Source organism: Pacificibacter marinus (assembly GCF_018860665.1).
Classification (GTDB): domain Bacteria; phylum Pseudomonadota; class Alphaproteobacteria; order Rhodobacterales; family Rhodobacteraceae; genus Celeribacter; species Celeribacter marinus_A.
The window spans coordinates 1-23,359 of sequence record NZ_JAHKPK010000025.1 but is presented as its reverse complement, the minus strand read 5'-3'; the positions used below and the strand labels follow the sequence as shown (position 1 = coordinate 23,359).

Annotated in this window: 24 protein-coding genes, 1 tRNA gene and 2 pseudogenes; 9 read left to right on the top strand and 18 right to left on the bottom strand. The window is 53.1% G+C overall.

Going from position 1 to position 23,359, the window contains the following annotated elements:
* Positions 1-21 precede the first annotated feature (21 nt).
* Positions 22-921, bottom strand: a complete 900-nt coding sequence (locus tag KO497_RS07365; RefSeq protein ID WP_215943323.1) for a DUF4238 domain-containing protein — start codon at positions 919-921, stop codon at positions 22-24.
* 169 nt (positions 922-1,090) lie between these two features.
* Positions 1,091-2,368: an O-acetylhomoserine aminocarboxypropyltransferase/cysteine synthase family protein gene (locus KO497_RS07360; RefSeq protein WP_215943322.1), complete on the bottom strand. Its 1,278-nt coding sequence runs from the start codon at positions 2,366-2,368 to the stop codon at positions 1,091-1,093.
* Between the two features lie 242 nt (positions 2,369-2,610).
* On the opposite strand from KO497_RS07360, the gene KO497_RS07355 reads away from it, so the two are divergent.
* The 3 genes from KO497_RS07355 to arsH are packed head-to-tail and all read left to right on the top strand — an operon-like array spanning position 2,611 to position 4,099.
* Complete coding sequence (locus tag KO497_RS07355; RefSeq protein WP_215943321.1) at positions 2,611-2,982, top strand: ArsR/SmtB family transcription factor; 372 nt, start codon at positions 2,611-2,613, stop codon at positions 2,980-2,982.
* Positions 2,979-3,374, top strand: coding sequence for an arsenate reductase (glutaredoxin) (gene arsC, locus KO497_RS07350; RefSeq protein ID WP_215943320.1), 396 nt, complete (start codon positions 2,979-2,981; stop codon positions 3,372-3,374). Before KO497_RS07355 ends, arsC begins: the two co-directional genes overlap by 4 nt.
* Positions 3,375-3,376: 2 nt before the next feature.
* Positions 3,377-4,099 carry an arsenical resistance protein ArsH gene (arsH, locus tag KO497_RS07345; protein WP_436799285.1) on the top strand — a complete coding sequence of 241 codons (723 nt, stop codon included), beginning with the start codon at positions 3,377-3,379 and terminating at the stop codon, positions 4,097-4,099.
* Between the two features lie 9 nt (positions 4,100-4,108).
* Here the strand turns inward: arsH and KO497_RS07340 are convergent, their stop codons facing one another.
* Positions 4,109-4,831 carry a helix-turn-helix transcriptional regulator gene (locus KO497_RS07340; RefSeq protein WP_215943318.1) on the bottom strand — a complete coding sequence of 241 codons (723 nt, stop codon included), beginning with the start codon at positions 4,829-4,831 and terminating at the stop codon, positions 4,109-4,111.
* Between the two features lie 94 nt (positions 4,832-4,925).
* Here KO497_RS07340 and KO497_RS07335 point away from each other — a divergent pair, with 94 nt between their 5' ends.
* Positions 4,926-5,549 (top strand): glutathione S-transferase family protein, encoded by a 624-nt coding sequence (locus tag KO497_RS07335; RefSeq protein ID WP_215943317.1) that lies wholly within the window; start codon positions 4,926-4,928, stop codon positions 5,547-5,549.
* 189 nt (positions 5,550-5,738) lie between these two features.
* Here KO497_RS07335 and KO497_RS07330 read toward each other — a convergent pair whose 3' ends face one another.
* Positions 5,739-6,449 carry a FadR/GntR family transcriptional regulator gene (locus KO497_RS07330; RefSeq protein ID WP_215943316.1) on the bottom strand — a complete coding sequence of 237 codons (711 nt, stop codon included), beginning with the start codon at positions 6,447-6,449 and terminating at the stop codon, positions 5,739-5,741.
* A 226-nt stretch (positions 6,450-6,675) separates the two neighbouring features.
* Here KO497_RS07330 and KO497_RS07325 point away from each other — a divergent pair, with 226 nt between their 5' ends.
* Complete coding sequence (locus tag KO497_RS07325) at positions 6,676-7,203, top strand: redoxin domain-containing protein (RefSeq protein ID WP_215943315.1); 528 nt, start codon at positions 6,676-6,678, stop codon at positions 7,201-7,203.
* Positions 7,204-7,384: 181 nt separating this feature from the next.
* Here KO497_RS07325 and KO497_RS07320 read toward each other — a convergent pair whose 3' ends face one another.
* The 8 genes from KO497_RS07320 to KO497_RS07285 form a co-directional block, all read right to left on the bottom strand.
* Positions 7,385-10,195, bottom strand: coding sequence for a Hint domain-containing protein (locus tag KO497_RS07320; RefSeq protein WP_215943314.1), 2,811 nt, complete (start codon positions 10,193-10,195; stop codon positions 7,385-7,387).
* Positions 10,196-10,489: 294 nt separating this feature from the next.
* Positions 10,490-11,428 (bottom strand): AEC family transporter, encoded by a 939-nt coding sequence (locus tag KO497_RS07315; RefSeq protein WP_215943313.1) that lies wholly within the window; start codon positions 11,426-11,428, stop codon positions 10,490-10,492.
* Positions 11,429-11,433: 5 nt separating this feature from the next.
* Entirely contained in the window at positions 11,434-12,228 is a 795-nt protein-coding gene (locus KO497_RS07310) for an MBL fold metallo-hydrolase (protein WP_215943312.1), read from the bottom strand.
* A complete protein-coding gene (locus KO497_RS07305; protein ID WP_436799282.1) occupies positions 12,225-13,037 on the bottom strand; it encodes a TatD family hydrolase in 813 nt (270 codons plus the stop codon). The genes KO497_RS07310 and KO497_RS07305 overlap by 4 nt, the downstream gene beginning before the upstream one ends.
* A 35-nt stretch (positions 13,038-13,072) precedes the next feature.
* Entirely contained in the window at positions 13,073-14,227 is a 1,155-nt protein-coding gene (locus KO497_RS07300) for a DNA polymerase III subunit delta' (RefSeq protein ID WP_215943311.1), read from the bottom strand.
* Positions 14,224-14,853 carry a dTMP kinase gene (gene tmk / locus KO497_RS07295; protein WP_215943310.1) on the bottom strand — a complete coding sequence of 210 codons (630 nt, stop codon included), beginning with the start codon at positions 14,851-14,853 and terminating at the stop codon, positions 14,224-14,226. The genes KO497_RS07300 and tmk overlap by 4 nt, the downstream gene beginning before the upstream one ends.
* Positions 14,854-14,862: 9 nt before the next feature.
* Positions 14,863-16,047, bottom strand: coding sequence for a D-alanyl-D-alanine carboxypeptidase family protein (locus KO497_RS07290; RefSeq protein WP_215943309.1), 1,185 nt, complete (start codon positions 16,045-16,047; stop codon positions 14,863-14,865).
* Positions 16,048-16,141: 94 nt separating this feature from the next.
* On the bottom strand, positions 16,142-17,059 hold the full coding sequence (locus tag KO497_RS07285; RefSeq protein ID WP_252729562.1) for an SPOR domain-containing protein: 918 nt from the start codon (positions 17,057-17,059) through the stop codon (positions 16,142-16,144).
* 283 nt (positions 17,060-17,342) lie between these two features.
* On the opposite strand from KO497_RS07285, the gene KO497_RS07280 reads away from it, so the two are divergent.
* Positions 17,343-17,432, top strand: a tRNA-Ser gene (locus tag KO497_RS07280).
* 170 nt (positions 17,433-17,602) lie between these two features.
* Complete coding sequence (locus KO497_RS07275) at positions 17,603-18,961, top strand: hypothetical protein (RefSeq protein WP_215943308.1); 1,359 nt, start codon at positions 17,603-17,605, stop codon at positions 18,959-18,961.
* 72 nt (positions 18,962-19,033) lie between these two features.
* On the opposite strand, the gene KO497_RS07270 is transcribed toward KO497_RS07275, so the two are convergent.
* From KO497_RS07270 to KO497_RS07245, 6 genes are all read right to left on the bottom strand, one after another.
* Complete coding sequence (locus tag KO497_RS07270; RefSeq protein ID WP_215943307.1) at positions 19,034-19,408, bottom strand: hypothetical protein; 375 nt, start codon at positions 19,406-19,408, stop codon at positions 19,034-19,036.
* Positions 19,405-19,941, bottom strand: coding sequence for a replication initiator protein A (locus KO497_RS07265; RefSeq protein ID WP_215943306.1), 537 nt, complete (start codon positions 19,939-19,941; stop codon positions 19,405-19,407). Before KO497_RS07265 ends, KO497_RS07270 begins: the two co-directional genes overlap by 4 nt.
* Positions 19,931-20,200 carry a hypothetical protein gene (locus tag KO497_RS07260; RefSeq protein WP_215943305.1) on the bottom strand — a complete coding sequence of 90 codons (270 nt, stop codon included), beginning with the start codon at positions 20,198-20,200 and terminating at the stop codon, positions 19,931-19,933. Before KO497_RS07260 ends, KO497_RS07265 begins: the two co-directional genes overlap by 11 nt.
* Positions 20,197-20,517, bottom strand: coding sequence for a winged helix domain-containing protein (locus KO497_RS07255; protein ID WP_215943304.1), 321 nt, complete (start codon positions 20,515-20,517; stop codon positions 20,197-20,199). Before KO497_RS07255 ends, KO497_RS07260 begins: the two co-directional genes overlap by 4 nt.
* Before the next feature lie 13 nt (positions 20,518-20,530).
* Positions 20,531-20,710 carry a helix-turn-helix transcriptional regulator gene (locus KO497_RS07250; RefSeq protein WP_215943303.1) on the bottom strand — a complete coding sequence of 60 codons (180 nt, stop codon included), beginning with the start codon at positions 20,708-20,710 and terminating at the stop codon, positions 20,531-20,533.
* A gap of 537 nt (positions 20,711-21,247) precedes the next feature.
* Positions 21,248-22,453, bottom strand: a complete 1,206-nt coding sequence (locus KO497_RS07245) for a tyrosine-type recombinase/integrase (protein ID WP_215943302.1) — start codon at positions 22,451-22,453, stop codon at positions 21,248-21,250.
* 200 nt (positions 22,454-22,653) lie between these two features.
* Between KO497_RS07245 and KO497_RS19415 the strand changes: the two are divergent.
* A pseudogene (locus KO497_RS19415) lies at positions 22,654-22,848 on the top strand (hypothetical protein); the annotation flags it as partial.
* A 21-nt stretch (positions 22,849-22,869) separates the two neighbouring features.
* A pseudogene (locus tag KO497_RS07240) lies at positions 22,870-23,359 on the top strand (hypothetical protein); the annotation flags it as partial.

The window sequence follows — 23,359 nt, the reverse complement described above, 5'->3', positions numbered from 1 at the left end:
TGAAAAGATATTCAGTATCGATTAGATAGCGGATGAATTTCCGTGTGCGTCAAAATCCAATTTTTCAATGTACCGGTTAGCCATATTTTCTGACCACCTGGTGACCTTATTCAGACTATCTTCAACGATATAGAAGTTATCTGATTTATAGTAAACGTAGTGATGTGCTGAAAGAACGGTTTGCAGGTTAAGCCCCGCAACATGCCGCTTACTGAACGGCATTTTTGGGGGGCCAACTTTGTTGCTCAGTCCCATAATAGCAAACTCAGCGCTGAGCGGTGCATATAGGACGGCCCCATTGCTCTTAAAACCCCATGGCGGGGCTTCGTTGGCATGAATGATCTGCAACGGGTCGTCAGAAGTTATGAACTCACCACCCTCAGACTCTAGGAGTGTCCAACTCTTGGAAGTTAGACTTTGAAAAATTGGGAGAATTTGTGACAACTCCATTTCAACATGCTCTTCTGATAAGAGATCTCTGCTCACCCGCTGTTCCAATATACTAGCGCCGTCTTCGCCCAGTGCCGACCTGATTAGGAGCCCATCTAGTTTACGCATAGGGTCCTCATTCTGACTCCGCCGCTTAGGATTGCGTGCCGTAGTCATGGCGAAAAATAGTAGTACGTCGTTTAAATCTACTTCGGACGTAATTGCCTTGGCATCCAATATTCGTTTAAGTGCTGCTCCTGCAGGTGTCTCGATCTTTCGAGCGTAAATTTTTTCTATGTCATTGGGATCAGTTTTTGAAAATGACTTATTAAAGTGATCCTTCCCACCTGTTTCGGAAGTACGTTTTTTGGGACTAATCTTGCCTAATAATTTATCAAATTCATGTATCTTAAAGCTTTTTTTTCCAGCTGGTCGGGCAAACTGTTTCAAGTAAAAGTTTGAAATATAGTGATGATAGATTGGTTCAGACATGTAATCCCCTTTGTCTACAATCATACCATAACATGGATTATTAGTCAGCTGAGCGGTCAATATCGCTGACTCAGATGAAATCACAAAAGTCTACAGAAGTGTTCTAAATCCAAATGGAAAAACCCGCCCTCAAGATGAGAGCGGGTTTTGTTGTTTCTAAGCTAGGAGCTTACGCCATAGCTTGATCCAAATCCGCAATAATATCCGCCACATCTTCAATGCCGATGGACAGGCGCAAGACATTTGGTGAGGCTCCGGCTTTCACTTGCTCGGCCTCGGACAGTTGGCGGTGCGTTGTGGACGCTGGGTGGATCACCAAAGACCGCGTGTCGCCCAAGTTGGCCACGTGGGAGAACAGCTCCATTTTATCCACGGTCGCCACACAAGCGTCATAGCCGCCTTTGAGCGCCACGGTGAACAGCCCGCCTGCGCCTTTGGGACAGATGCGTGACATGCGCTCTTTATAGGGCGACGAGTCCAGTCCTGCGTAGGTCACGGCCTCAACACGGGGGTCTTTTTCCAGCCATTCGGCGACTTGAGCGGCGTTTTCCACATGGCGTTGCATGCGCAAGGACAGAGTTTCAATGCCCATCAGCGTGTAATGTGCGCCTTGGGGGTTCATGGTCATGCCGAGATCGCGCAGACCGATGGCGATGCCGTGGAAGGTGAATGCCATAGGGCCTAGAGCCGCGCCAAAGCACAAGCCGTGGTAGGCAGGCTCAGGCTGGCTAAGGGACGGGAATTTGTCGGAAGCCATCCAGTCGAAATTGCCCGAATCCACCACACAACCGCCGGTCACAGTGCCGTTGCCGGTCATGTATTTCGTGGTCGAATGCACTACCAAAGTGGCGCCATGCTCAAACGGGCGACATAAGTAAGGCGTGGCGGTGGTGTTGTCGACGATCAGTGGAATGCCTGCGTCTTTAGCGATTACGGACACTGCATCAAGGTCGGTGATATAGCCGCCGGGGTTGGCGATGGTTTCACAGAAAATCGCGCGGGTGTTGTCGTCAATCGCTGCTTTCACGGCGTCCAGATCGTCGAAATCCACAAATGTCGCAGACCAGCCAAAGCGTTTGAATGTCTGACTGAATTGCGTCAACGTGCCACCATAAAGTCTTGTAGATGCAACGATATTTGTTCCTGGCTGCATGAGCGGGAACAGCGCCATAATTTGTGCCGCGTGGCCAGATGAGCAACAAACAGCGCCCACACCGCCTTCAAGCGCTGCGATGCGGTTTTGCAATGCTGCCACTGTTGGATTGGTCAGGCGCGAATAGATGTAGCCGACTTCCTCCAAGTTGAACAATTTCGCTGCGTGGTCTGCATCACGAAATTCATAGGCTGTGGTTTGGTAAATCGGCACTTGACGTGCGCCGGTGGCTGGATCGGGGCCTGTGCCTGCGTGAACCTGTAGGGTGTCGAAGCCTTGTTTGCGTTCTGTCATGGTGTCCTCCTCAATGACGGTCGCGTAAAACTAGGTCACAGATGAAGGCATTACAATGGCCTCAGGTGCCCAATATCAACATCAAGATAAGGGGCAGGCCGATCAAGAGCTCTGTGGTTGGTAAGGGAATCGCTGGCAGCAGGGTTTTCATAAGCCATAGGGTGGCAGTTATGTGTTGAAAATCTCTAAACAGCGCAAAAGATGCCTTGCCAAATTGGCGTCAATTCATTATTTCATGAAGTATGGATACTTATCAAGCTCTCACAGCCTTCGCAGCTCTCAGCCAGCCCTTACGACTTGAGGCATTCCGGCTGCTTATCAAAGCCGGCCCTCAAGGTATGGCGGCCGGCGATATCGCCACAGCGCTGAACGCCAAGGCCAACACCACCTCGCAAAACCTGTCGCACCTTGCGCAAGCGGGGCTGATCACCAGCACGCGGGCTGGGCGCAGCATCATTTATCGTTCGAACATGGATGGGTTAAATGCCCTGCTGCGGTTCATGCTGGAAGACTGCTGCGGTGGCGCGCCAGAGGCTTGCGCCCCTGTGATCAATATGGTTGCGCCTTGTTGTGGTGTAACATCAAATAATTCGCCTAAGGACCTGAAATCATGACTAAAATATACCACAATCCAAGATGCGGCACTTCGCGTAATACGCTCGCAATATTGCAAAGCGCAGGCGAAGAGATCGAGGTGATTGAATATCTGAAAACACCACCAACGCGGGAAGAATTGGTCGCGATGATCAAAGAGGCTGGCGAAACACCACGTTCTGCGATGCGCGCCAAACAGAAAGAGGCCGAAGACTTGGGTCTACGCGATGGAAGCGTTTCGGATGAGGTGATTTTAGACGCGATGATGCAGCACCCGATTTTGATCAATCGACCATTTGTCGTCACATCAAAAGGTACCGCGCTGTGCCGACCTTCTGAAAAAGTCTTTACAATTATGGAAAACCCGCCTGCGAGCTACACAAAAGAAGACGGCGAGGTCGTGACACCATGACAATGACCGCAACTGATACTTTGCCCGCCGTTGATGAAGCTCAACTCAAGTCGATTGACTGGCGTGACTATGCTGGAGCGAAAGACGACGGCCATGCGCCGCGTATTTTGGTGCTCTACGGTTCCCTGCGGGGTCGGTCCTTTTCGCGTTTGGCCGCCGAAGAAGCGGCACGTTTGTTGCGGTGGTATGGTTGCGAGGTCAAAATCTTTGACCCACGCGATCTGCCTCTGCCTGATGCTTGCGATCCCGATCATCCGAAAGTGGTTGAGCTGCGCGAATTGGCCGAATGGTCTGAAGGTATGGTCTGGTCTAGCCCTGAACGCCACGGCGCGATGACAGGTATTCTAAAGGCACAAATCGACTGGATTCCGCTATCCATGGGCGCCGTGCGACCAACCCAAGGCAAAACGCTGGCGGTGATGCAGGTTTGTGGTGGCTCGCAAAGCTTTAACGCAGTCAATCAAATGCGCATTTTGGGGCGCTGGATGCGGATGGTGACCATTCCCAATCAGTCCTCTGTGGCCAAGGCATGGAATGAATTCGACGAAGCGGGGCGGATGAAGCCTTCGCCCTATTTGATGCGGATCACAGATGTGATGGAGGAGCTGGTCAAATTTACCTATATGACCCGTGCGCGTCCTGCGTTGACGGATCGCTATTCCGAACGTGTGGAAAGCGCGCAGGCCTTGATTGACCGCGTCAATCTAAAGCAAGCGGTAAGCTAACAGCACATTTTACCGACGATCTGGTAGCGGCCTGACGCCATGTTTGGCATCACGGGCCCGCAGCTGGGTGATGTAGTCTCGCAACAGCGGCACGCGGCGGGGGCGAAAGCTTTCGCTGGTGCGCGCGTAGGTCGAGATGCGTGTGGTGTGAAACATGCGAAAATCTTGGCGTGTACAGCACCATGCCAGCACCATGACCGCTTGGTCGTGATAGGATAGCGTCAGCGGATAAATGCGCCGCTGAGTGACATTTTCCTTTGCGTCTGTGTAGGTTAGATCCAGCGCCTCCTCGGCCCACATCGCCTCGCGCAATACGCTCATGTCGATGGCAGGGGGCGCGGGACGGTGCAGCCGGTGCACCAAATTCACGGCATGAGCGGCTTGGCGTTGCTGGCGCTCAGGCAGGGTGGCTAGAATTTTTGTCAAAGCATCCGAGGCCGCCGCCGCCAAAGCGGGATCACAGCGTTGATTCACATCTGACAAGGCCAAAGTCAGCGCCTCGATTTCCAATTGTGTAAAGGTTTGCGGCGGCAAGGCGATGTCTTCGGTCATGGTGTAGCCCAATCCCGCCTCGCCTTCGATCTGTGCCCCTGCTGCGCGCAGGCTGTCGATGTCGCGATAAATCGTGCGCTCTGATACCTCCATCGCGGCGGCCAATCGCGAGGCCGTCACTGGCGGAGTCAATCCGCGAATAAGGTGAAGCAATCTGAACAGTCGATCTGATTTGGCCATAGGGTTTTATCGCATAAACTTACTGACAGGAATTGTCAGCAGTAAGGTGTCACAACGGCGACATAACGCAAAGCCAAAAATGAGAGGCCAAATCATGCCAACACTTTACTACACCCCAGAGACCCGCGCGACACGTGTCATCGCCCAACTTATGATGATGGGAAAACTTGATGATATCAAAGTGATCAACGTCGATGTTGTGAAAGCTGACGGCTCTGGTCATGTTGACCCAAGCAACGCGCATCCAGAAGGCAAAGTGCCTTACTTGATCACAGATGATGGCGAACATATCCGCGAAAGCGCTGCCATCATGATGTACCTTGACGAGCTTTACGGCTGTCCTTTGGGGGTGGCATCTGGCCAGCCGGGGCGCGGTACATTCTTGTCATGGATGACCTATTATTGCGGCGTTTTAGAGCCCGCGATGGTGACGCATTTTGCCGAAATCGACCATCCGATTATGGTCAGTAACTTTCGTACAATGAAAGAAGTGGGCGATCAAATCCTCACAGGTTTGGGTGATAAGCCCTTCTTGGTGGGCGATAAAATCACTGTGGCTGATCTGATTATGGCCTCTGCATTTCAATGGGCGCCGCATTTGACGCCTGACTTTGATACAGTCAAAGCGTGGCTCAAACGCGTGGGGGAAGCGATCGATGGTCCTGCCTTGCAAGCCTATGAGGCGCGCGCCAAAGACGCGTTGATGGCTGCAGCTTAACACTATGGCACCTGAGCTAAACTTTTGGGCAGCACAGGTGTCATACTCTCGCCGCGGCGCTATTGGATCGGCGTCGCGGCATTGCGTCATGTGACACGCGGGCGTACCGCACGTTCTGCCATTATCGACGTGATGCAGCCGCTTTTGTAAGGGAGGCTGTGTTTTCGAAAGAGGGCCTGCGGCGTTGCGTTATACTGCGCGGTTTACAACCAAGCCACGTGACAGATGAACCCGCATCGCTGTTGCTGCGGCTTCTGGATCTTGGGCCTCAATCGCATCATAGATCGCGTTGTGATGTTCAATTAACTCTTCAAAAAAGGCATCGCGTTCTGCGCCAAAATCAAGGCGCAGAACCACGCGCGGGATGATGGGCGTGCCTAAGAAATTCATGAAGTCCACAAGATAGCTGTTGTGGGTGGCTTCGGCAATTTTGACATGGAAATGAAAGTCTTCGGCGGCACCTCCGACGCTTTCAGCGTTCAACTGGTTGATGGCGTCTAGGGCGCGTTTTATTTCGGCCAGTTCTGCATCTGTGCGGCGGGCTGCAGCCAGAGCTGCGGCCTCTGTTTCGATCCCAAGCCGCAATTCCATGCTTTGGCGGATGTGTGTGGTTTCATCGATACTTGTGTCACCAAAGCGAAAAGGGCGGGTGGGTAGGTGTTCAGCCACAAACACGCCGCGACCATGTTGGGGTTGGACCAGTCCTTCAGCACCAAGGGCTGAAATGGCCTCGCGGATGACAGTGCGGCTGACACCAAACATGTCAATCAACTTGAGTTCGGTGGGAAGCTGCTGTCCGGCAACCCATTGACGATCATCAATCATTTTACGCAGTCGATTGGCGACATCGACACTCAGACGCGGACGTTTTGATGTGGTTGGCGACGGTTGGTCTTGCAACGTAATTCTCCTACTGGGTCCTCCGATTGCGATGGCTTTGGGTCATGCATTAGGAGGTTTCATACTTGTGACCAGTGTTATCACAGGCTCAGGCTGACTGCATCTTACATATGACGTATGACATCATATGACTGTTGACTCAAGAGGGAGCGCTGTATACTCAAAGACGGGTCAAGATCCTGCCGCTGAGGCAGACAACATTACTTTATATGAGAGATTGCACGCTATGAACGCACATGCGAAACCAACCGTTGGGGCGCCTATCCCTGCCATTTCTGTTCCACAACTCGGTGGTGGAACCATGAATATTGGCGGGGCGACCGAAGGGTGGACCTTGTTCATCGTGTACCGTGGCCGCCATTGTGGCCGTTGCAAAAACTACCTTAACGGTTTGGAAGCGATGAAATCCGAATGGGAAGAGGCGGGGTTCACGATCAAAGTGGTGTCCGCAGACACTGAAGAACGCGCTGCAGCAGATATTGCCGAGTACAAATGGAGCATGGATGTAGGTTATGGTCTGACTGTCGATCAAATGGTCGAACTGGGGCTGTACATCACCGAACCTGCAAACAACGGCGACGCGATTGCGCGTTTTGCTGAGCCAGGCATTTTCTGCCTTGATCCAGCTGGCAATATCGTCGTCGCGGCCATTTCAAACGCGCCATCTGCGCGCCCTGATCTGGTTCAATTGCTCGATGGTATGAAGTTCACGATTGCAAACAACCTGCCGTTTCGCGGAACAGTTGTTGTCTAAGCGATAGGGGCGGGCATGCCTGTCCGCCTCACAAAACAACATTTCCATGGGGCATATATGCCCCGTTTGGCCCTGTTGAATATGGTCAGGCATGCGGCGATTGTGCAAAGCAAGCTCTCAATTTGCACCCGAAAACGCCCAACATCAGTTGGGCGTTTTGACGTTTCAGTGCGTGGTTGGCTTAGGTCATCAACAACCGCGCTTCATGTGCTTTCAAGCATAGGCGTGCTGTTGGCCCGTGTCCCGTTGGCATCGTGCGAAGTTCTGGAAACAGTTTGAACAATTCCTCGCGTGCCTCGTCAGCCACCCCGGTTAAAGACAAATCAGAGGGGTGGAAACTTTCAGAGGCAGCGCTTTCAGCAAAAACAACCTCATGGGCATCGAACATCATGTGGAAATATTCCACAAACCCGCCCTCGCGCCGCACAATGGTGGTGTCGTTGATCAGGTGCTTGGCGGCTGCGAAAACTTCATTCGCGCCAAACAACATCTCAGCGCGCCACCCGTCCAAGACCATGCGATGTTGCGGTGATACAATCAGATCGGCTGTGTTGCCCAATACGCCAGATTTGATCTGGATCGGGGCAAAATCGCCTTTGGCCTCAACGCCGCGCGACCCGATCCAGCGCAGTGGCTGAGGGCCGTGATCTCGGGTAATAACCAGATCGCCCACCTTCAACGTCTCGATGCGGCGTGAGCCATAAGGGGTTTCGATGCGGGTGCCTCGACCAAAGCAGATCAAGGTTTCGATATTCTCAAACCGAATGATCGTCCCATCTGTCAGTGTGGCATACCCGCTTTCATTGTCGCCAGCATCACGCACGACGGATCCGGGCACCATAAGGCCGTTCATGTCCAAAGTATCGCCACCACCGTCTTCGCCAGATTCGCTGCCGATGATGGTGATCACATCTGGGTTGAGCGGGTCTGCATTGCCTTCAAGCTGGGAAGGATCAATGATGAAGGTGTCATCACCGTCGCCGCCATCTATCGTATCACCGCTGCCAGCGTAGATGGTGTCATCACCTTCACCGCCGTAAATCGTGTCTTCGCCAGTGCCACCGTAAATCGTGTCGTCGCCGCTGCCGCCATCGATGAAGTCATTGTCCGCGCCGCCGCTCAGCGTATCATTGCCGCCTTGACCGTAGATCGTGTCATTGCCGTCGCCGCCGTCCATGATGTCGTCACCGTCTGTGACCGCATCGGGGTCAACAACGTAGGCCACTTCCATGACAGAGACATCGTCTAACAGCACACCCCGTTTGTCGTCTTCGCTGGCGATTTCACGGAATTCGATGGTGGTGTCATCGCCGGTTCCTGTGAATTCGACCGTATAGGTATCCCAGGTTGCATCGCCCGGTCTGATCACATCGACAAGTTCATCGTCAATGTAGACTTCAATCCCATCGTCACCCGCAGTGTTACGCAAGGCTGCGTCAAAGCTTAGGACATAGGACGTGCCCGCTGTTGTCGCGATTGTCTGGCTGATGGCGTCGACGCCGGTATCGTTGTCCAATTCGACATAGGTGTCGCCGACGGCATTGCTGACCCCGTCAAGAGATCCGTTCCAGACCTCAGACTTGCTTACGACATCCCCGTCAAGGATACTCGTCCATCCTGATACATTCGTGTCGACGGCTCCGTTTACCTTGGTGCCTGTCGCCTCCATGGTGCCATTTGTGATCAGATTTGATCCCACCGTTGTGGTCGATGGTTCGGTATTTTGGTCGCCGAACAGGATATCATCACCCTCACCACCCGACACAGTGTCATCACCAGCGCCAGCTGAGACAACATCATCGCCAAGACCAGACTCGATAAAATCGTCGCCGTCGCCTGCCTCGACCGTGTCGTCGTAATCGCCGTAGACGCTGTCAAAATGAATATCAGAAATGTTGACGCCTTGGTTGCCCCTGCCATCATTGCCGTAGTCAATCTCGATAGACGAAACAGGGCCTTCTATGGTCACAAGAATGGACCCATCCGCGTCAGCAGAAGAGGTGCTTGAGGTGCCCGTTGCTGTGTCCCCAACGACGGACACGTCTCCGGCGGATGTAATCACAACGTTAACGGGTTGGCCCTCGCTGTCATAAGCGGTGACCGTGATGGTGTCGATAAATCTGGACACATCGATATCGGAGATACGGAAACTTACGTTTTCGACTTCTGGGTTTAGGTTCGACCCTTCCGCCTGATCAAAATCGATGGTCAGGGTAGAGGTGTCGGAACCGGAGCCTTCGCCGTTTCGGTTGTTTCCGAGCAGCAAAAGAGAGCTGTCGGTGTCAAAAGTTTCACCTGTATCACTATAAATCGTATCGTCAGAGACCGCGACAGAGTAGCCAGGGCCCTCATCATTATAGCTGATGGAAACCTCGATGCCGCCAACAACCATAGAGCCATCTGAATTTGAAAGATCGACGCCGTCTTCGGCGTAATCGTCCCATGAGAAAACGTTAGACGTTGCGGTTTCGCCATCGATCACATCACCGCCATTTGGTTCAACGTATGAGGAATCTATCGTGTCATTTCCGCTTGTGCCCTCGACAATGTCGTCTTGGTAATCGGCATAGGTAAAGGCTTCTTCACCGTCAGCAATAACCGCGAAAGTGTCATTGTTCAGGACTTCATAGGTATGCCCCACAACAAGGGGCACCTCAGATAGAGTGTAAAGCCCTTGCGCATCGCCGCTTTCAACATCGAACTGCGCGATTTGAAAAATTTCACCTGTTGTGGTGTCTTGAACGGTCCACACACGTTCTGCATCAACAGTCGCATTGGTTGAGGTGTCGCCATCGAGTGACACAACCGCAGTCGTGGCGCCGTCGCCAGCGTTGTCGTCATCCAAGCCCAACCCATCGGCCCCTGTACCGTTGTCGGTGATTGCGGCAACGCCTGCGGCAATTTGAGGGCCAGTATAGGTGGAAAAGGATCCCGTTTCTCCCAAAAAGGATGCCGGATCAATGTTATAAAATCTTACGTCGAATACTGGCATATCAATCACCTCAAAACTACAGATCAAACCACAGAGCGCAGTTCGATCGTCTTGATCGATGAAATGACGGAGGATTGAGGCTCAAATTGGGCAGGTTTGAGGTCCATACGTGAAAAATAAGGGGTTTTTAAAGGCACTGTTTACAAAATATGCCGTGTTTTTTCGCCGTGGGTATCCCGCTGGGGCGCAAGCTAGGGATCGTATTGAGGCCCTTAAATGAGATTTTTGCCCCTAGTTTTTATGACTATGCGCCACGTCTAAGCCTGTACTTTGCCAAAACGTGAGGTGCGCCTCTTAGGGCAGGATCGCAAGCCAACACCAAATGGTAAGCACAGAAAGCCCCGTACCGATCAACACAGACGAGGCCGCCACGCGTTTTGCCGAACCGTACATGTCTGCAAACAAATAGCCATTAACGCCTGTGGCCATTGCTCCTGTAAGCGCAGCAGACCTGAGCGGGCCAACCTCTAGATGAAAGACAAAATGACCCAAGCCATAGGTGATCAAAGGATGTACCAACAGTGATGCCGTGACAGTCCAAGCGATGATACGCATGTCGCCCTCTGGACGGTAGCGCACCAAGACGCCACCCAATCCGAATAATGCAACAGGAATAGCTGCGCTTTTCATGAGATTGATCGAGTCCCAAAGAGGCAGGGGCAAAGATAGGCCCGTCACATTAACGATCCAGCCCGCTGAAATGCCGATGATCAAAGGATTTTTCAAAATAGACGAACTGACCTGTTTGGCCAGTTTTATCGCCGATATATTCTGTCCTTGGGCACGGGCGAGCTCCATTGCGGTGATCCCAACTGCGTAAAGCAATGGCGCGTGGATCGAAATGATCGCAAAGTTCCACCCTAGAGCATCAATCCCATAGGCGCGCTCAGTGATCGGGATGCCCAGCAACATACAGTTTGAAAATAGACCGACAAAACCGATGGCGACAGAGTCCGTCAGGCTGCGTTTGAACAAATAGCGCGCGCCGCAAAAGGCAAAAGCGCCCCCCGAGAATGCGCCGATATAAAATGAAAGCAGCAACGGCGGGTGAAAGGTTTCGCCCAAATCTATCTGCGCAATGCCTGAAAACAACAACAATGGCACGGCAAAGTTCTGGGCGAATTTCATCAACATCGCCACGGCATCGTCAGAAATCCAACCCCGTACCCGCGAAAGATAGCCATACCCCACAACCAAAAAGACGGGCATAATGACTTGAAGCAGCGCTTGCATAGATTTTAGTCCTTAAAGGGGATCGTCAGACCGTCGAATGCGGGTGTGATGTGATCTTCGGTCTCAGCTTGCAGGGTCTCGTAGTCAAGATCAATGTGCATATTTGTGAGAACGGCTGTGCTGGGCGCGGCGCGTTCGATCCACTCCAGTGTTCGTGCCAAATGCGCGTGCGAGGGGTGCGGTTCATAACGCAAGGCATCGATGATCAATGTGCCGAGCCCCATAAGTTTGGGCCAGCTGTCTTCAAAAATCTCTAAAACATCAGGGATATAGGCCAATGACCCAATGCGAAACCCAAGCGCGTCGATTTGGCCGTGGTTCACTTTGATCGGATCAAAGGTGATCGGCCCGCCAGCGCCATCAATCGTCACAGGGCCAGAGATGGCGTGCAGGTCCAAAATGGCGGGATAATTCGAGCCCTCAGGCTGCACGAAGGCATAGCCAAAACGCGAAATAAGATCGTTTTGCGTGTCTTTGTCGGCCCAGACTTTCACCCGCTCGCGCATGGAAAACACCACTTGGCGCAGATCATCAATGCCGTGGACATGATCCGCATGGGCGTGGGTGTAAATCACCCCGTCCAAATGGCTGACATTTGCATCCAGCAATTGTTTGCGCATATCGGGCGAGGTGTCGATCAACACTTTTGTGGTACCGCCTGAACCGGTTTTTTCAACCAAAGCAGAACAGCGCAGGCGTGTGTTTTTTGGATTTTTGGGATCGCAGGCCCCCCAAATGCCGCCAATGCGCGGCACGCCACCGGAGGACCCGCAGCCCAATATGGTAAAGGTCAGGCTCAAAGCACGGCCTTGGTGAACAGACGTTCAAAATTGGCTTCTGTCTGGGCCGCGAAATCAGCGTAATCCATGCCGAAAGTCTCGGCCGCTTTGCGCGCTGTATGGGCGACATAAGACGGCTCGTTACGACGTCCGCGAAAGGGTGGCGGCGCAAGATAGGGCGCGTCTGTTTCCACCAAAATGCGATCCTTGGGCACATCGCAGAAAATTTCGCGCAGTTCAGATGATTTAGGAAACGCCGTGATGCCAGACATCGACAGGTAAAACCCCAACTCGAGTGCCGCCATGCCCAATGCGCGTGAGCTGGAAAAACAATGCATAACGCAAGAATAGGCGCCCGCCTTAAATTCTTCCGTCAAAATACGCGCCATATCATCATCCGCAGCACGCGCATGAATGATCAAAGGCAGGCCGGTTTGACGCGCCGCCTCAATATGAACCCGCAGGCTTTCCTGTTGAATGCTCATACTGTCGACGCTGTAGTGATAATCCAGACCTGTCTCGCCAATCCCGACGAATTTCGGATGGTCTGCCAGTTTGACCAAATCTTCAACGCTGGCCAAAGGTTCCTCTGCCGCTGACATAGGGTGGGTGCCTGCCGCCCAAAATACCGGTGCATGGGCCTCAGAAATAGCCTGCACCTGCGGTACGTTTTTCAGCTTGGTGCAGATCGTCACCATCCGGTGCACGCCAGCGTCCACAGCCCGTTCAATCACTTGCGGCAATTCATCTGCAAAGTCGGGAAAGTCCGTGTGACAATGGCTGTCGGTGATCAAAGGCGTGGCTTCAGACGTCATATCGGATGCGGACATTACGGGTGCTCTAAACTGTGGCGGCGCGCAGCGGTTTATCGAGTTCGGGCTACGCGAGACGCCGTGTCATTAATCTTAAATACCATATCAAGGATCGACGCGGCAGGGTCAAGGTTGACCGCCTTGGCATGAGCCGCGCGGGCCGATATTTCTTGTTGCACTGTGGCCCAGTCTTTGGCCGCCATGCTGTCAGGGGCCAAACGCGTCATGACCTCGGCCTCGCCTTTGGCCGCTTCGACAAGTGGCGGACGGCCTGCGCCTGTGCGTGCCATGCGGGTCAAGAACCGATCAATGAGCCCCAAAATAAGCTCATAGCGATCGACATTGGCAGCGCCCACACAGCTTTCCGCCAGTTTGAGCGCACGCGGGCGGTCCAGTTTGGGCAGCGTTGCGAACAAGGCAACAACTTCGCGATACGCGTCCATTCCGTCCAAATTCGTCAATCTTAAGGCTTCCCCAACCGAGCCTGCTGCCAATTCAGCAAGAGCGTCGCTTTGGTCTGCCGCATCAAAGCCTGCCGCGTCAAGGGCTTGGCGGACATCTTCGCCGCCCAAATGCCCCAAGCGCAACTCGCGACAGCGCGACCGGATGGTTGGCAAAAGCCGCGAGGGTTGGTGGGACACGAGCAAAAGCACAGCATCTTTGGGGGGCTCTTCGAGCATTTTTAGCAAAGCATTGGCCGAGGACACATTCATTTCATCCGCACTGTCCACGATCACCACGCGACGTCCGCCATCCGTGGCCGACATATGAAAAAACGCGCCCAGTTTGCGCACCTCTTCGACGGAAATCTGTGCGGTGTGTTTACTTTTCTTTGCATCATAGGCGCGCCGGATCAAACACAGGCGGGGTTCAGCCAATTGTGCGGAGCGGCGATAGACGGGTGTATCGTGGCCAATCTCAAGGCTGGTCGGGGCAGGGGGGGCGTCCCAAAACAGGCCAGCGTCAGCCTCGCCCACAGGTTGAGACAGTAAAAACCGCGCGATCCGCCACGCCAGCGTCGCTTTGCCCACGCCGCGCGGTCCCGTGATCAACCAAGCATGGTGCAAGCGCCCCGTGTTGAAGGCTTCCAAAAACGCGTCTTCGGCTTTGGATTGACCAAATAAATGCAATGTTTCACGCGGATGCGGCGCGCCGGGGGCGCGGTCTGCTTCCGGCTCTAGCTCCATGTCTCCGGCGGGGGCTCTCATGCGTGTGGGCCTTCGGCTGCGGCCAAGCGCGGCAGAATGGCCTCGGCAATATCACTGGCCACATCATCCATGCTTTGCGCGCCCTCGATGACAACAAAACGGGGGGCATTTTTTGCCAGTTCCATAAACGCGCTGCGCATCTTGATTTGCATCTCAACGCCGAAATCTTCGAACCGCTCTTCTGCTGTCTGACGTGACTTGGCGCGCGACAATCCAACGCTGGGGTCGATGTCGACCAGAATCGTGATGTCAGGTTCCACCCCGATCATCGCCGCATGCAACGCATTCACACGCTCCAACAAATCGCCGCGTGTGGTGCCTTGATAGACCCGTGTGCTGTCGGCAAAGCGATCACAGATCACGATTTGTCCAGCCTTCAGCGCAGGGCGAATGGTCTTTTCCAAATGGTCGCGGCGCGCGGCGGTGAACAACAAAAGCTCGGTTTCAGCCGACCAACGATCTGGGTCGCCTTCCAGCACCAGCGCGCGGATTTCTTCGGCGCCAGCCGATCCACCAGGTTCGCGGGTCAAGATCACGTCATGACCTTGATTGCGTAGGAAATCCGCCAAAAGACGCGCTTGGGTGGATTTGCCAGAGCCGTCAATGCCCTCGAAACTGATGAACATATATAGGTCCTATTGCGCCACGGTATCAGGGGCGTCGGATGGCGTGGTCAGCTTGGTGCGCAGCACGCTAAAGGCTGTGCGCAACCGAGGGCCAACGCCGCCACGTTCAATCGTGCGGTCCGCCACCAGCGGCAAGCGCGCTTCAGGCATATCGCCGCGATCGATCACGAGTTCCGCAACCTTATCGCCTTGCAGAATTGGCGCTTGTAGCGGGGCGGAATAGACGACTGTTCCGGTGACATCTTGCAACATTGGCGCAGGCAGCAACAAAGACATGTCTTGTGCCGCGACAAGACCTACGTTGGTCTCGCTGCCCATCCAGACATCGGCGCGGGCGAATTCTTGCCCTGATGTCGCGATTGTTTTTTGCGCGAATTGGCGAAAGCCCCAGCTGACAATACGTTCGGCCTCTTGAGCGCGCTCTGCTTCTGAAGAGAGGCCCGTTATAACGAAAACCAAACGACGATTGCCCTGCATCGCGGAGCCGACAAGCCCGTAGCCCGCCTCTTGGGTGTGGCCGGTCTTAAGCCCATCCGCGCCGATACCGAGTTTCAGTAAAGGGTTGCGATTGTTACGGTTTTGCGGTGCGCGATTGTCGTAAGGGAATTCGAGCTGTCCAAAGTAACCGTAATATTCAGGGAAATCCTTGATCAGGCGCGTTGCCAAAATGCCGAGGTCTTCCATCGACATGCGTTGCGCGGGGCTTGGCCAGCCAGAGGCATTGGCAAAGGTCGAATTGTCCATTCCCAAAGCCTGCGCGCGCTCATTCATCAGCCGTGCGAAATTGTCTTCCGTGCCAGCAAGCCCTTCGGCCACCGCGACACAGGCGTCATTGCCAGACAATACGATAATACCTTGGATCAACTCTTCGACGGTGGGGCGATCTGTTTCATCCAGAAACATCGTTGAACCGCCCATATTTTTCGCCCGTGTCGAGACAGAAAACCGTGTGTCAAGCGTGACGCGGCCATCGCGCAGGGCCTCGAACAACATGTTGAGTGTCATCAATTTGGACATCGAAGCAGGCGGAAGCGGCGTATCGGCTTCTTTTTCCAACAACAGCGTATCAGTCGTCAGGTCATAAACCCAAGCGGCCCGCGCATGGGTATCAAAGGCAAAGGCGGGCAGGGCTGATGTGACCATCACACAGGAGGCCGCAACAACACAGGCAAGGCGGGACAAGAGATGGGGCATAGATATGCAATCCTTTTCGTCTCTGGCGTCAAACGGTGGCGCGCAGACCAACGTAAATTGAATGCGCAGAAAACCTGCGCAGATATGTAACGCCTTAATGTGTCACAAAATACGCATCAGTGAAGCCCGCTGACTTCACTTTTGCGAGAAGATCTTTGCGTTCATTTGCATTGGAGGCAGGTCCGACGACCACGCGCCAAAACGCCTTGCCCGACGTTTCACCGTCTTTCACGATCGCGACAAGACCTTGCGACCCAAGCATTGCTACCGTGCGGTCTGCGTTGTCTTTGACCGAAAAAATTCCGATTTGGATGAACGGCTTGCTCAGATTTGCCGCCGCAGCCTTCGGGGCTGTCGTCTTGGGGGGCGCGACGGGTTTGGCAGTCGGTGCGCTGGATGCTGCAGGGGCAATCGCATCCAATGTGGCAGCTGCGTCAGCGATGGGATCAAGTGGGGCGGCCTCGATCGTTTCTGCGGGGGCGAGTGTCTCTACCTGTTCGGGGGCTGTCGCAACGGGGACCTCTTCGCGGCGCAATGCGGTGATGTTCAACTCAGCGGGGCTGCCAGCCAAAAGGCCCAAGGCTTCGGCGGCATCCGAGGAGACTTGAATTTCAGGGCCGGGCGTGCTGCGTTCGCGTTTGAACAAGGCACCGATCACGAACTTGCCGTTTTTAGAATTTCGGATGATGACGCGCTCTGGGTCTGTGACATCAGAATGCGCGACCCAAACGCCGCCCAAAGAGGGCCGGCCATCCCAAAGCCCGCTGGCTGTGACTTGAAACACATCCGGTGCTTCGATGTCGCGCTCAACGATTTTGGTCGATGTTTGCTGCTGTACCGTGCCGTCTGCCGAAACACTCGGCTTTTTCTGAAAGAGGTTGACACCTTGCCCGTCATCGCAGGCCACCAAAAATGTTGCACTGGTCAGCATCAACATCGCGCGCATGACGAGGCGGCTTTTGATCTGCGGTTTTAGGCGATGGATTGATGTGTGAGTGCCCGTCGATTGCATGCTCTATGCCCCTTGAACTTGTGCCGCGTTTTATCCGCGAATGATCTGCTCTGCCTAGGCCGCTTTGCCACTTTGGGCATTGATGCGGTTTTATTTTTTTGCAGTCTAGCGGCTTGCCCTTGCGCTGGAAAGCCCTGCATGTGGCAATGGGCAAAAAACGGCATGTTTTCCAGCTTGCAACACCCGCATAGGATTGGAAAATTTGTGCTAAGCGAAATTGTTTTGATTTTTTTTCGTTACATGTCTTTTAGAATCGAAAAGAGGGCGCTAGAGAGAGCGCGTCGGAGGAGTGGCAGAGTGGTCGAATGCACCGGTCTTGAAAACCGACGAGGGTGAAAGTCCTCCCAGGGTTCGAATCCCTGTTCCTCCGCCACATCACCCTAAATTTTTGCATTAAATCAAATATTTAGGGTAGGTGTGTCGTTTTTTGCCCCACATATTGCCCCACAGCTAAATCATAGTCATCGCCTCTCTTATTGTTGACGTAGGGTTCTGCATTGGGCTTTCATACCTCAGTATTTTAATAATTTTTGAGGTGGGGACATGTCCGAACAATTACCTGAGTATCTTAAGCAAGGTGAAGCGGCGCGCCTGTTTCCCGTTCTCTCGACGACATCAAAAGAAGGGCGAACAACGTCTATTGTGTTGGCCTGTGTATCTAAGGTCGAAGAGTTTGGCTCAGAATTGCTGTCTAGTGTTGGGCAAAAGCTTGGGAAGAGGACTAAGGTCGCAACATACACCGAAGTTTGTTTTGAAAAACAAAGTGGGTCAGTCAATGACCGCCCAGATGGATTGATAACCCTAAAGACAGGCAGTCGTGAATGGGTGGCCTTGATCGAAGCGAAGGTCGGCAACAATGATTTGGATGCAAGCCAATTAGAGCGATATCGTGCCTTGGCAAAAGAGAACGGCGCGGATTGTGTGATTTCTATTTCAAATCAGTTCGCCACTAGCCCAATGGTTCACCCGCTAGATGATGTTCGAAAAAGCCGCTCGAAAATACCAGTTTATCACTGGTCATGGATGCATATTTTGACGATTGCAGATTTGCTTTTGTCTAGCGAGGGGGTTGCAGATACCGATCAGAAAATATTGCTGAATGAATTGCGAAGATTTCTAACCCACGAAAGCGCGGGGGTTAAGGGCTTTGATAGAATGCCGCGCGAATGGGCAGAGTTGAATAAACTCGTTTCAAGTGGAGGTAGCATTCCAGCACGCTCACCTTTGGTTCTGCCTGTTTTGCAGGCGTGGCATCAAGAAACGCGTGACCTATCGCTTATTTTAAGCCGTATGACGGGGGCGAATGTGTCTGAGCGCCTTCCACGAAAACACGCCGCTGACCCTGCCAATCGTCAAAAGGACGAATTGCAAGATTTGCGCGATGCTCATTGCTTGAAGTGTTCGCTGAGCGTGCCTGATGCCGCTGCAACAATTGATGTTGTCGCTGACATTCCGCGCCGTAGTATCGACGTTGGGATGACCTTGCGCGCGCCTGAAGATAAAAAAACCACAAAGGCGCGAGTGAATTGGTTGTTGCGCCAAGTCAAAGCTGAAAGTGTTGACGGTTTGTTTTTGCGACTGCTTTGGCCCGGTGCAAGCGAGGCAACACAGCACGCATTTCAAGACTTGCGCAATGACCCCGACTTGGCAAGTGAGGGCAAAGAACACCTTGTTCCCCATGGCTTTCATCTCTTTGTGTCTGAACGGCTTGGGGCCAAATTTACCCAGCAAACTAACTTTATCGCTGAGTTGGAAGTTTTGGTTCCTAAGTTTTATGGCGACTTCGGTTCAAACATTTCTGCTTGGCAACGCAAGGCTCCTCAGATCAAACAAGGGCGCGATGATAGCGAAGATGTTTCTACCGAGGCTTTAGAAGAAGATTCTGAGGGCTTTGAGCCATAGGCTTTCCCAGCTTTTTAATAAGTTTTTGCAAGCTGGGCGGTTTTAGTTCCCCGCCCAGCATGTTGAGAAATGTTAAGGTTTGAGGTCAGTGTTCGGGTGTCGCCAGCCTAAGATTCCCCAAAGGTAACTCGCCACAGCAAAGCCCAAAAATACGAACCCCATGTCTGCGATGCTGTCTAACCAAATCGGTATAGCGGGATCAGCGCAGGTGTGTTGATCCAGCAATATCTCTTTGGCGATCAGGGCGCGGGATGCGGCCCAAAGGAACAGCCACCATCCCTTGAAAAAGCCAATCCACTTGATGCCTACGCCCAGCGCAATATGACCAAACCCGTAAGCTGCCCAGATTGCCCAGCTAAAGTTTGGCAGGCAAACGTCTGCAAACCAAAACATCTGCAATGGTGACACAGCCCCTATGGTGTATTCTGATACTGTCCCAAATATCATGACGCCGCCTTTCTGGGTTTTGCCAGATACGTCCCGAATTCTATGACGGCTGGGCAATGCGGTGAGGCGTTGGGAGGTGCTGTGTCCTCTATTCTAGGACGCGGTGGCTTGGGTTTTGGGCGGGGCTTTTGTTTCGTGGCTTCAGGAAAACCTTTCCTCCAAGACATGAACGCCTTTGTTGCTTTTTGCCCGTGCAGTTCTTCTTCTTCTAAAATCCATCGGGTTGTTTGCCCTACGCCGCTTGGTCCAAGGTGATGCCTCTGGGCTGCGCGAATGAACTGGTGTTCTTCAAGCTCTGCAAAGTAACGCCCCATCGTGTTGCGGTTGAGATTGAGGCGCTCAGCGGCTTCGCGGTGGCTCAAAGTTATCTTGCCATTGTTGGAGCCGTTGAAGCGTGTTTTCATTTCACAGTAGAGACTGCGCGCCGTGGGCGACATATCCCGCCATGCTGGGCTTTCTGTCATCCACTCATAGAGCATTAGGAAGCGCTCCTTGTTGCGCCGCTTGCCGTGCTTGTACGGTTTACGCCCCATGGTTCGGCCCCTTCTTGCGATCAGGTAAAGCGGTAAGGGCAGGGCAAGGCGCTTCACCTAGACCCGCCCACAGTCGCAAAACAGTATCTTTGGATAAGCAGTACCCCAAAGACAGCCAGCGCGGTTGTGTCCCGCCTTTCTTGCGCTGGATGATCCATTGCTGGTCGTGACGGCAAACGATGACGCGGGTAACTACGCCAAGGGCTACCACGCGCGCGTATTGGTCGCCCGTTTCTTTATGTGATGGTATAACAGTCATTGCGAAGCCTCCCCAAACACGGGGTGAACCTTGCTCACCAAGAAATAGCGTCCATGGTTCCCTGCATATTTGCCCTCATGCGGTTCCATGACGGTTTCGATCATCACGCCCTTTTTGCGCAAGAGGTGCAGCGCCGACGAAAAGCGGATGCCAGCGGGGAGTTCCGCCGTGGTGACGCCTTTGCCTTTGGTGAGCCGTAAAATATCCAAAAGCCACGCTGTGCGGCCTTTGGCTTGTACTGTGAAGGGGGCGCAGCCTGCATTGGTGATGACATAGCTCCGCCGTTCCGCCCAAGCGGTGTGTTCAAAAATTGTCATGTCGGTTGATCCCCTAGGTCGTGGTTCGGGATTCAAGCCAAAGCGCAATGTCGCTTGCGCGCCACGCTACAGCTCGTTTTCCGATTTTAACGGGACGGGGGAAGTTGCCTTCAGACATGGCGCGGTAAAGCCCGCTTTTGCTCATGCCTGTGATCTGCTCTACGCCGTAGCGTCTCAAGAGATGTTCAGTCATCAAAGACCTTTCTAAATATTGCCGCTTTTTTTTTGCTTGCGGCATGTTAGAAAGAACATGGAAATTGACTCGGGAAAGTTTTTTCCATTTGTGCGGACGCTGGGATTATTCTCGGCGCCCGTGCTCTTTCTGGGGCTGTCTTAAGCCTTGTGACAACTGTACTTGCAGTCCCACAAAGTGCAAAGGGGTTGTTGGGTACTTCAGTGCAAAAAAGTGCGGCGGCACAGCAGTTAACCTTCTGAGTTGAAACATGTTTTGTGACATTAACGCACGTTTTGTAGAGAGTTTTTACCGATGTGTTGCAGGGATTTTACCGGTATTTTGACGTCTCTTTAATATCGGTAATTCGCCATTTTTGTGTTCGGCCTTTTAGTTAAGTCTCTCACTTTTAATCCGAAAATACTGATCAACGCTCTTGGTCACAAAGCTGTTTGCGTCAAAGTCGGAAGTCACGACTGTTATCGGCAAAAATGTGAAGTGATTTTTTAAGAAAAAATTTGGAGACTCGGCATTAAAATGGCGTTTTCTGGAAAGGAATTATCCGATTTGATGGATTTGTGCCGTTTTTGCACAGAGGTGATTCTGCCAGAGGTCCATAAGTCCGCGCCGCTTTTCAAATAGATCAGACCGCGCATAGGCTGCTTCGGCTTTGTTCTGGATGGTGTGGGCCAGTGCGGCCTCTGACACTTCGCGTGCGGTGGTCGTGCGCTCTTGGGTCCATGTCTTGAACGATGTGCGGAAACCATGAATGTCAGCGGCAAAGCCGTTCTCTTTGACCAATTTCGATAGCGTCATGTCGGAAAGAGGTTTGCCATAGCGCGTACCTGCAAAGATCAGGTCGGACCCGTCATTGAGTGCCTTTGCCTCTGCCAATATCTCAAGCGCACGGTTTGATAATGGAATGCGATGTTCTTTCTTGGCTTTCATGCGCTGGGCGGGAATGGTCCACGTTGCAGTGTTCAAATCAATTTCAGACCAAACGGCGTTGCGCGTCTCACCTGATCGGGTGGCTGTGAGGATTAGAAACTCAAGGGCCAGCTTGGTTGTGCGTCCCGCGCCGCTGTTTTTCATCACCTCCAAAAAGGCGGCAACGTCACCATAGGGCATTGAGACGCGATGCTTAACAGTACGGTCCTGTTTGGGCAGGGCTTGAGTGATGACCAAAGTTGGATCATCTTGTCGCCATCCTTGCGCTATGGCCCATTTAAGCACGGTCCCAATGCGTTGACGAACGCGGCGCGCAGTTTCAGGTTTTTTCAACCAAATGGGTTGCAGCACGGCCAGTACATCGGCGGTGGTGATTTCTGACACCTTCGTAGAGCCAAGGCGGGGGAAAGCATAGGTTTGCAGCGTCGATATGAATTGCGCGCCGTGTTTGGCGTTGCGCCAAGTTGGCAAATTGATGCGGTGGACTTCGCGCGCAGCTTCTTCAAAGGTCATGACAGCTTTGGCTCTGCGCTTGACTGCAAGCGGGTCACCACCTGCGCGGGCCAGTTTGCGATTGTTGTGTGCAAGCTCGCGAGCCTGTGCGAGCGTCACAAGGGATGCAGACCCTAGGCCAATGTCGGTGCGTTTGCCCCGAATGACGATGCGCTGAATCCAGCGTTTAGAGCCAGAGGGTTCGACTCTCAAAATTAAGCCGTTTCCATCCCCATATCGCCCCGCTTCTTTGACAGTGCGCACAAAGGCCGCTGTGAGCGGTTTCTTGGTTTTCTTGCCTTCAGGAATTGAGTTTTCTGACATGTTAGCCCCACATTCTGCCCCACATATTTTATGGGAATACATGAGACCTTACAAGCCCATGTGGTGCCTAAATGCCTTGAAAATAAACAGTTTTGGGGTCTTTTGGGTATGTATAGGGATTCAAACCTGCGGACTGTTCCTCCGCCATTATATTTCACGCGTAATTTTTTATTTTCGCGCGAAATCAATGGCTTAACGCTGTGGTCGTCGATGGTGCCGATCTTACCTCCCTTGATTTGCACCCCATTTTGCTACATAAAGCGAATGTTGGGGGCGCCAGTCTGTCAAAACCTGTCCTGCGTGGAACGATTTGGTATTTAAAACGACGTGTCCCAAAACGGTATGCGTCAGTCGAGCCGCGGCCTGTTGTTTGGCATAGCCTCAAAACCGATTCCTATGGTGTTGCGGTGCAAAAAATGGCTGGGGTCTGGCTGTCGTATATCGAAGGCTGGGAAGCGTGTCTCGCTGGGCGGGATGGCGATGCGGCAGAAAAGTTTCGCGCAGCGCAACAGTTGGCAGCTCTGCGTGGGTTTCAATTTTTATCAATTGATAGCGTTACACAGGCACCGTTGGATGAGGTTTTGCGGCGCGTTGAAGCGACGCAGACTGCAGATGGAGTGCCTGACGAGGTGATCGCATCGGCTCTGTTGGGGGTGGTTGAGGCACCGCAATTGCGGCTGTCAGACCTTGTCGGCCATGTCGAAACGCTTGCGGCCCATGACAATCGCTTCAAAAACAGCGAACAAATGCGCTTGTGGCGCTCGCCTCGCCTGCGGTCTGTCAACAATTTGATTGCGGCTCTTGGCGAGGACCTGAACGTGGTTGATGTCGGTGGCGCAGAGGCACGCAAATTCAAGCGGTGGTGGCAAGCGCGCATGGCCGGTGAGGGGCAGTCCGCTCAGACTG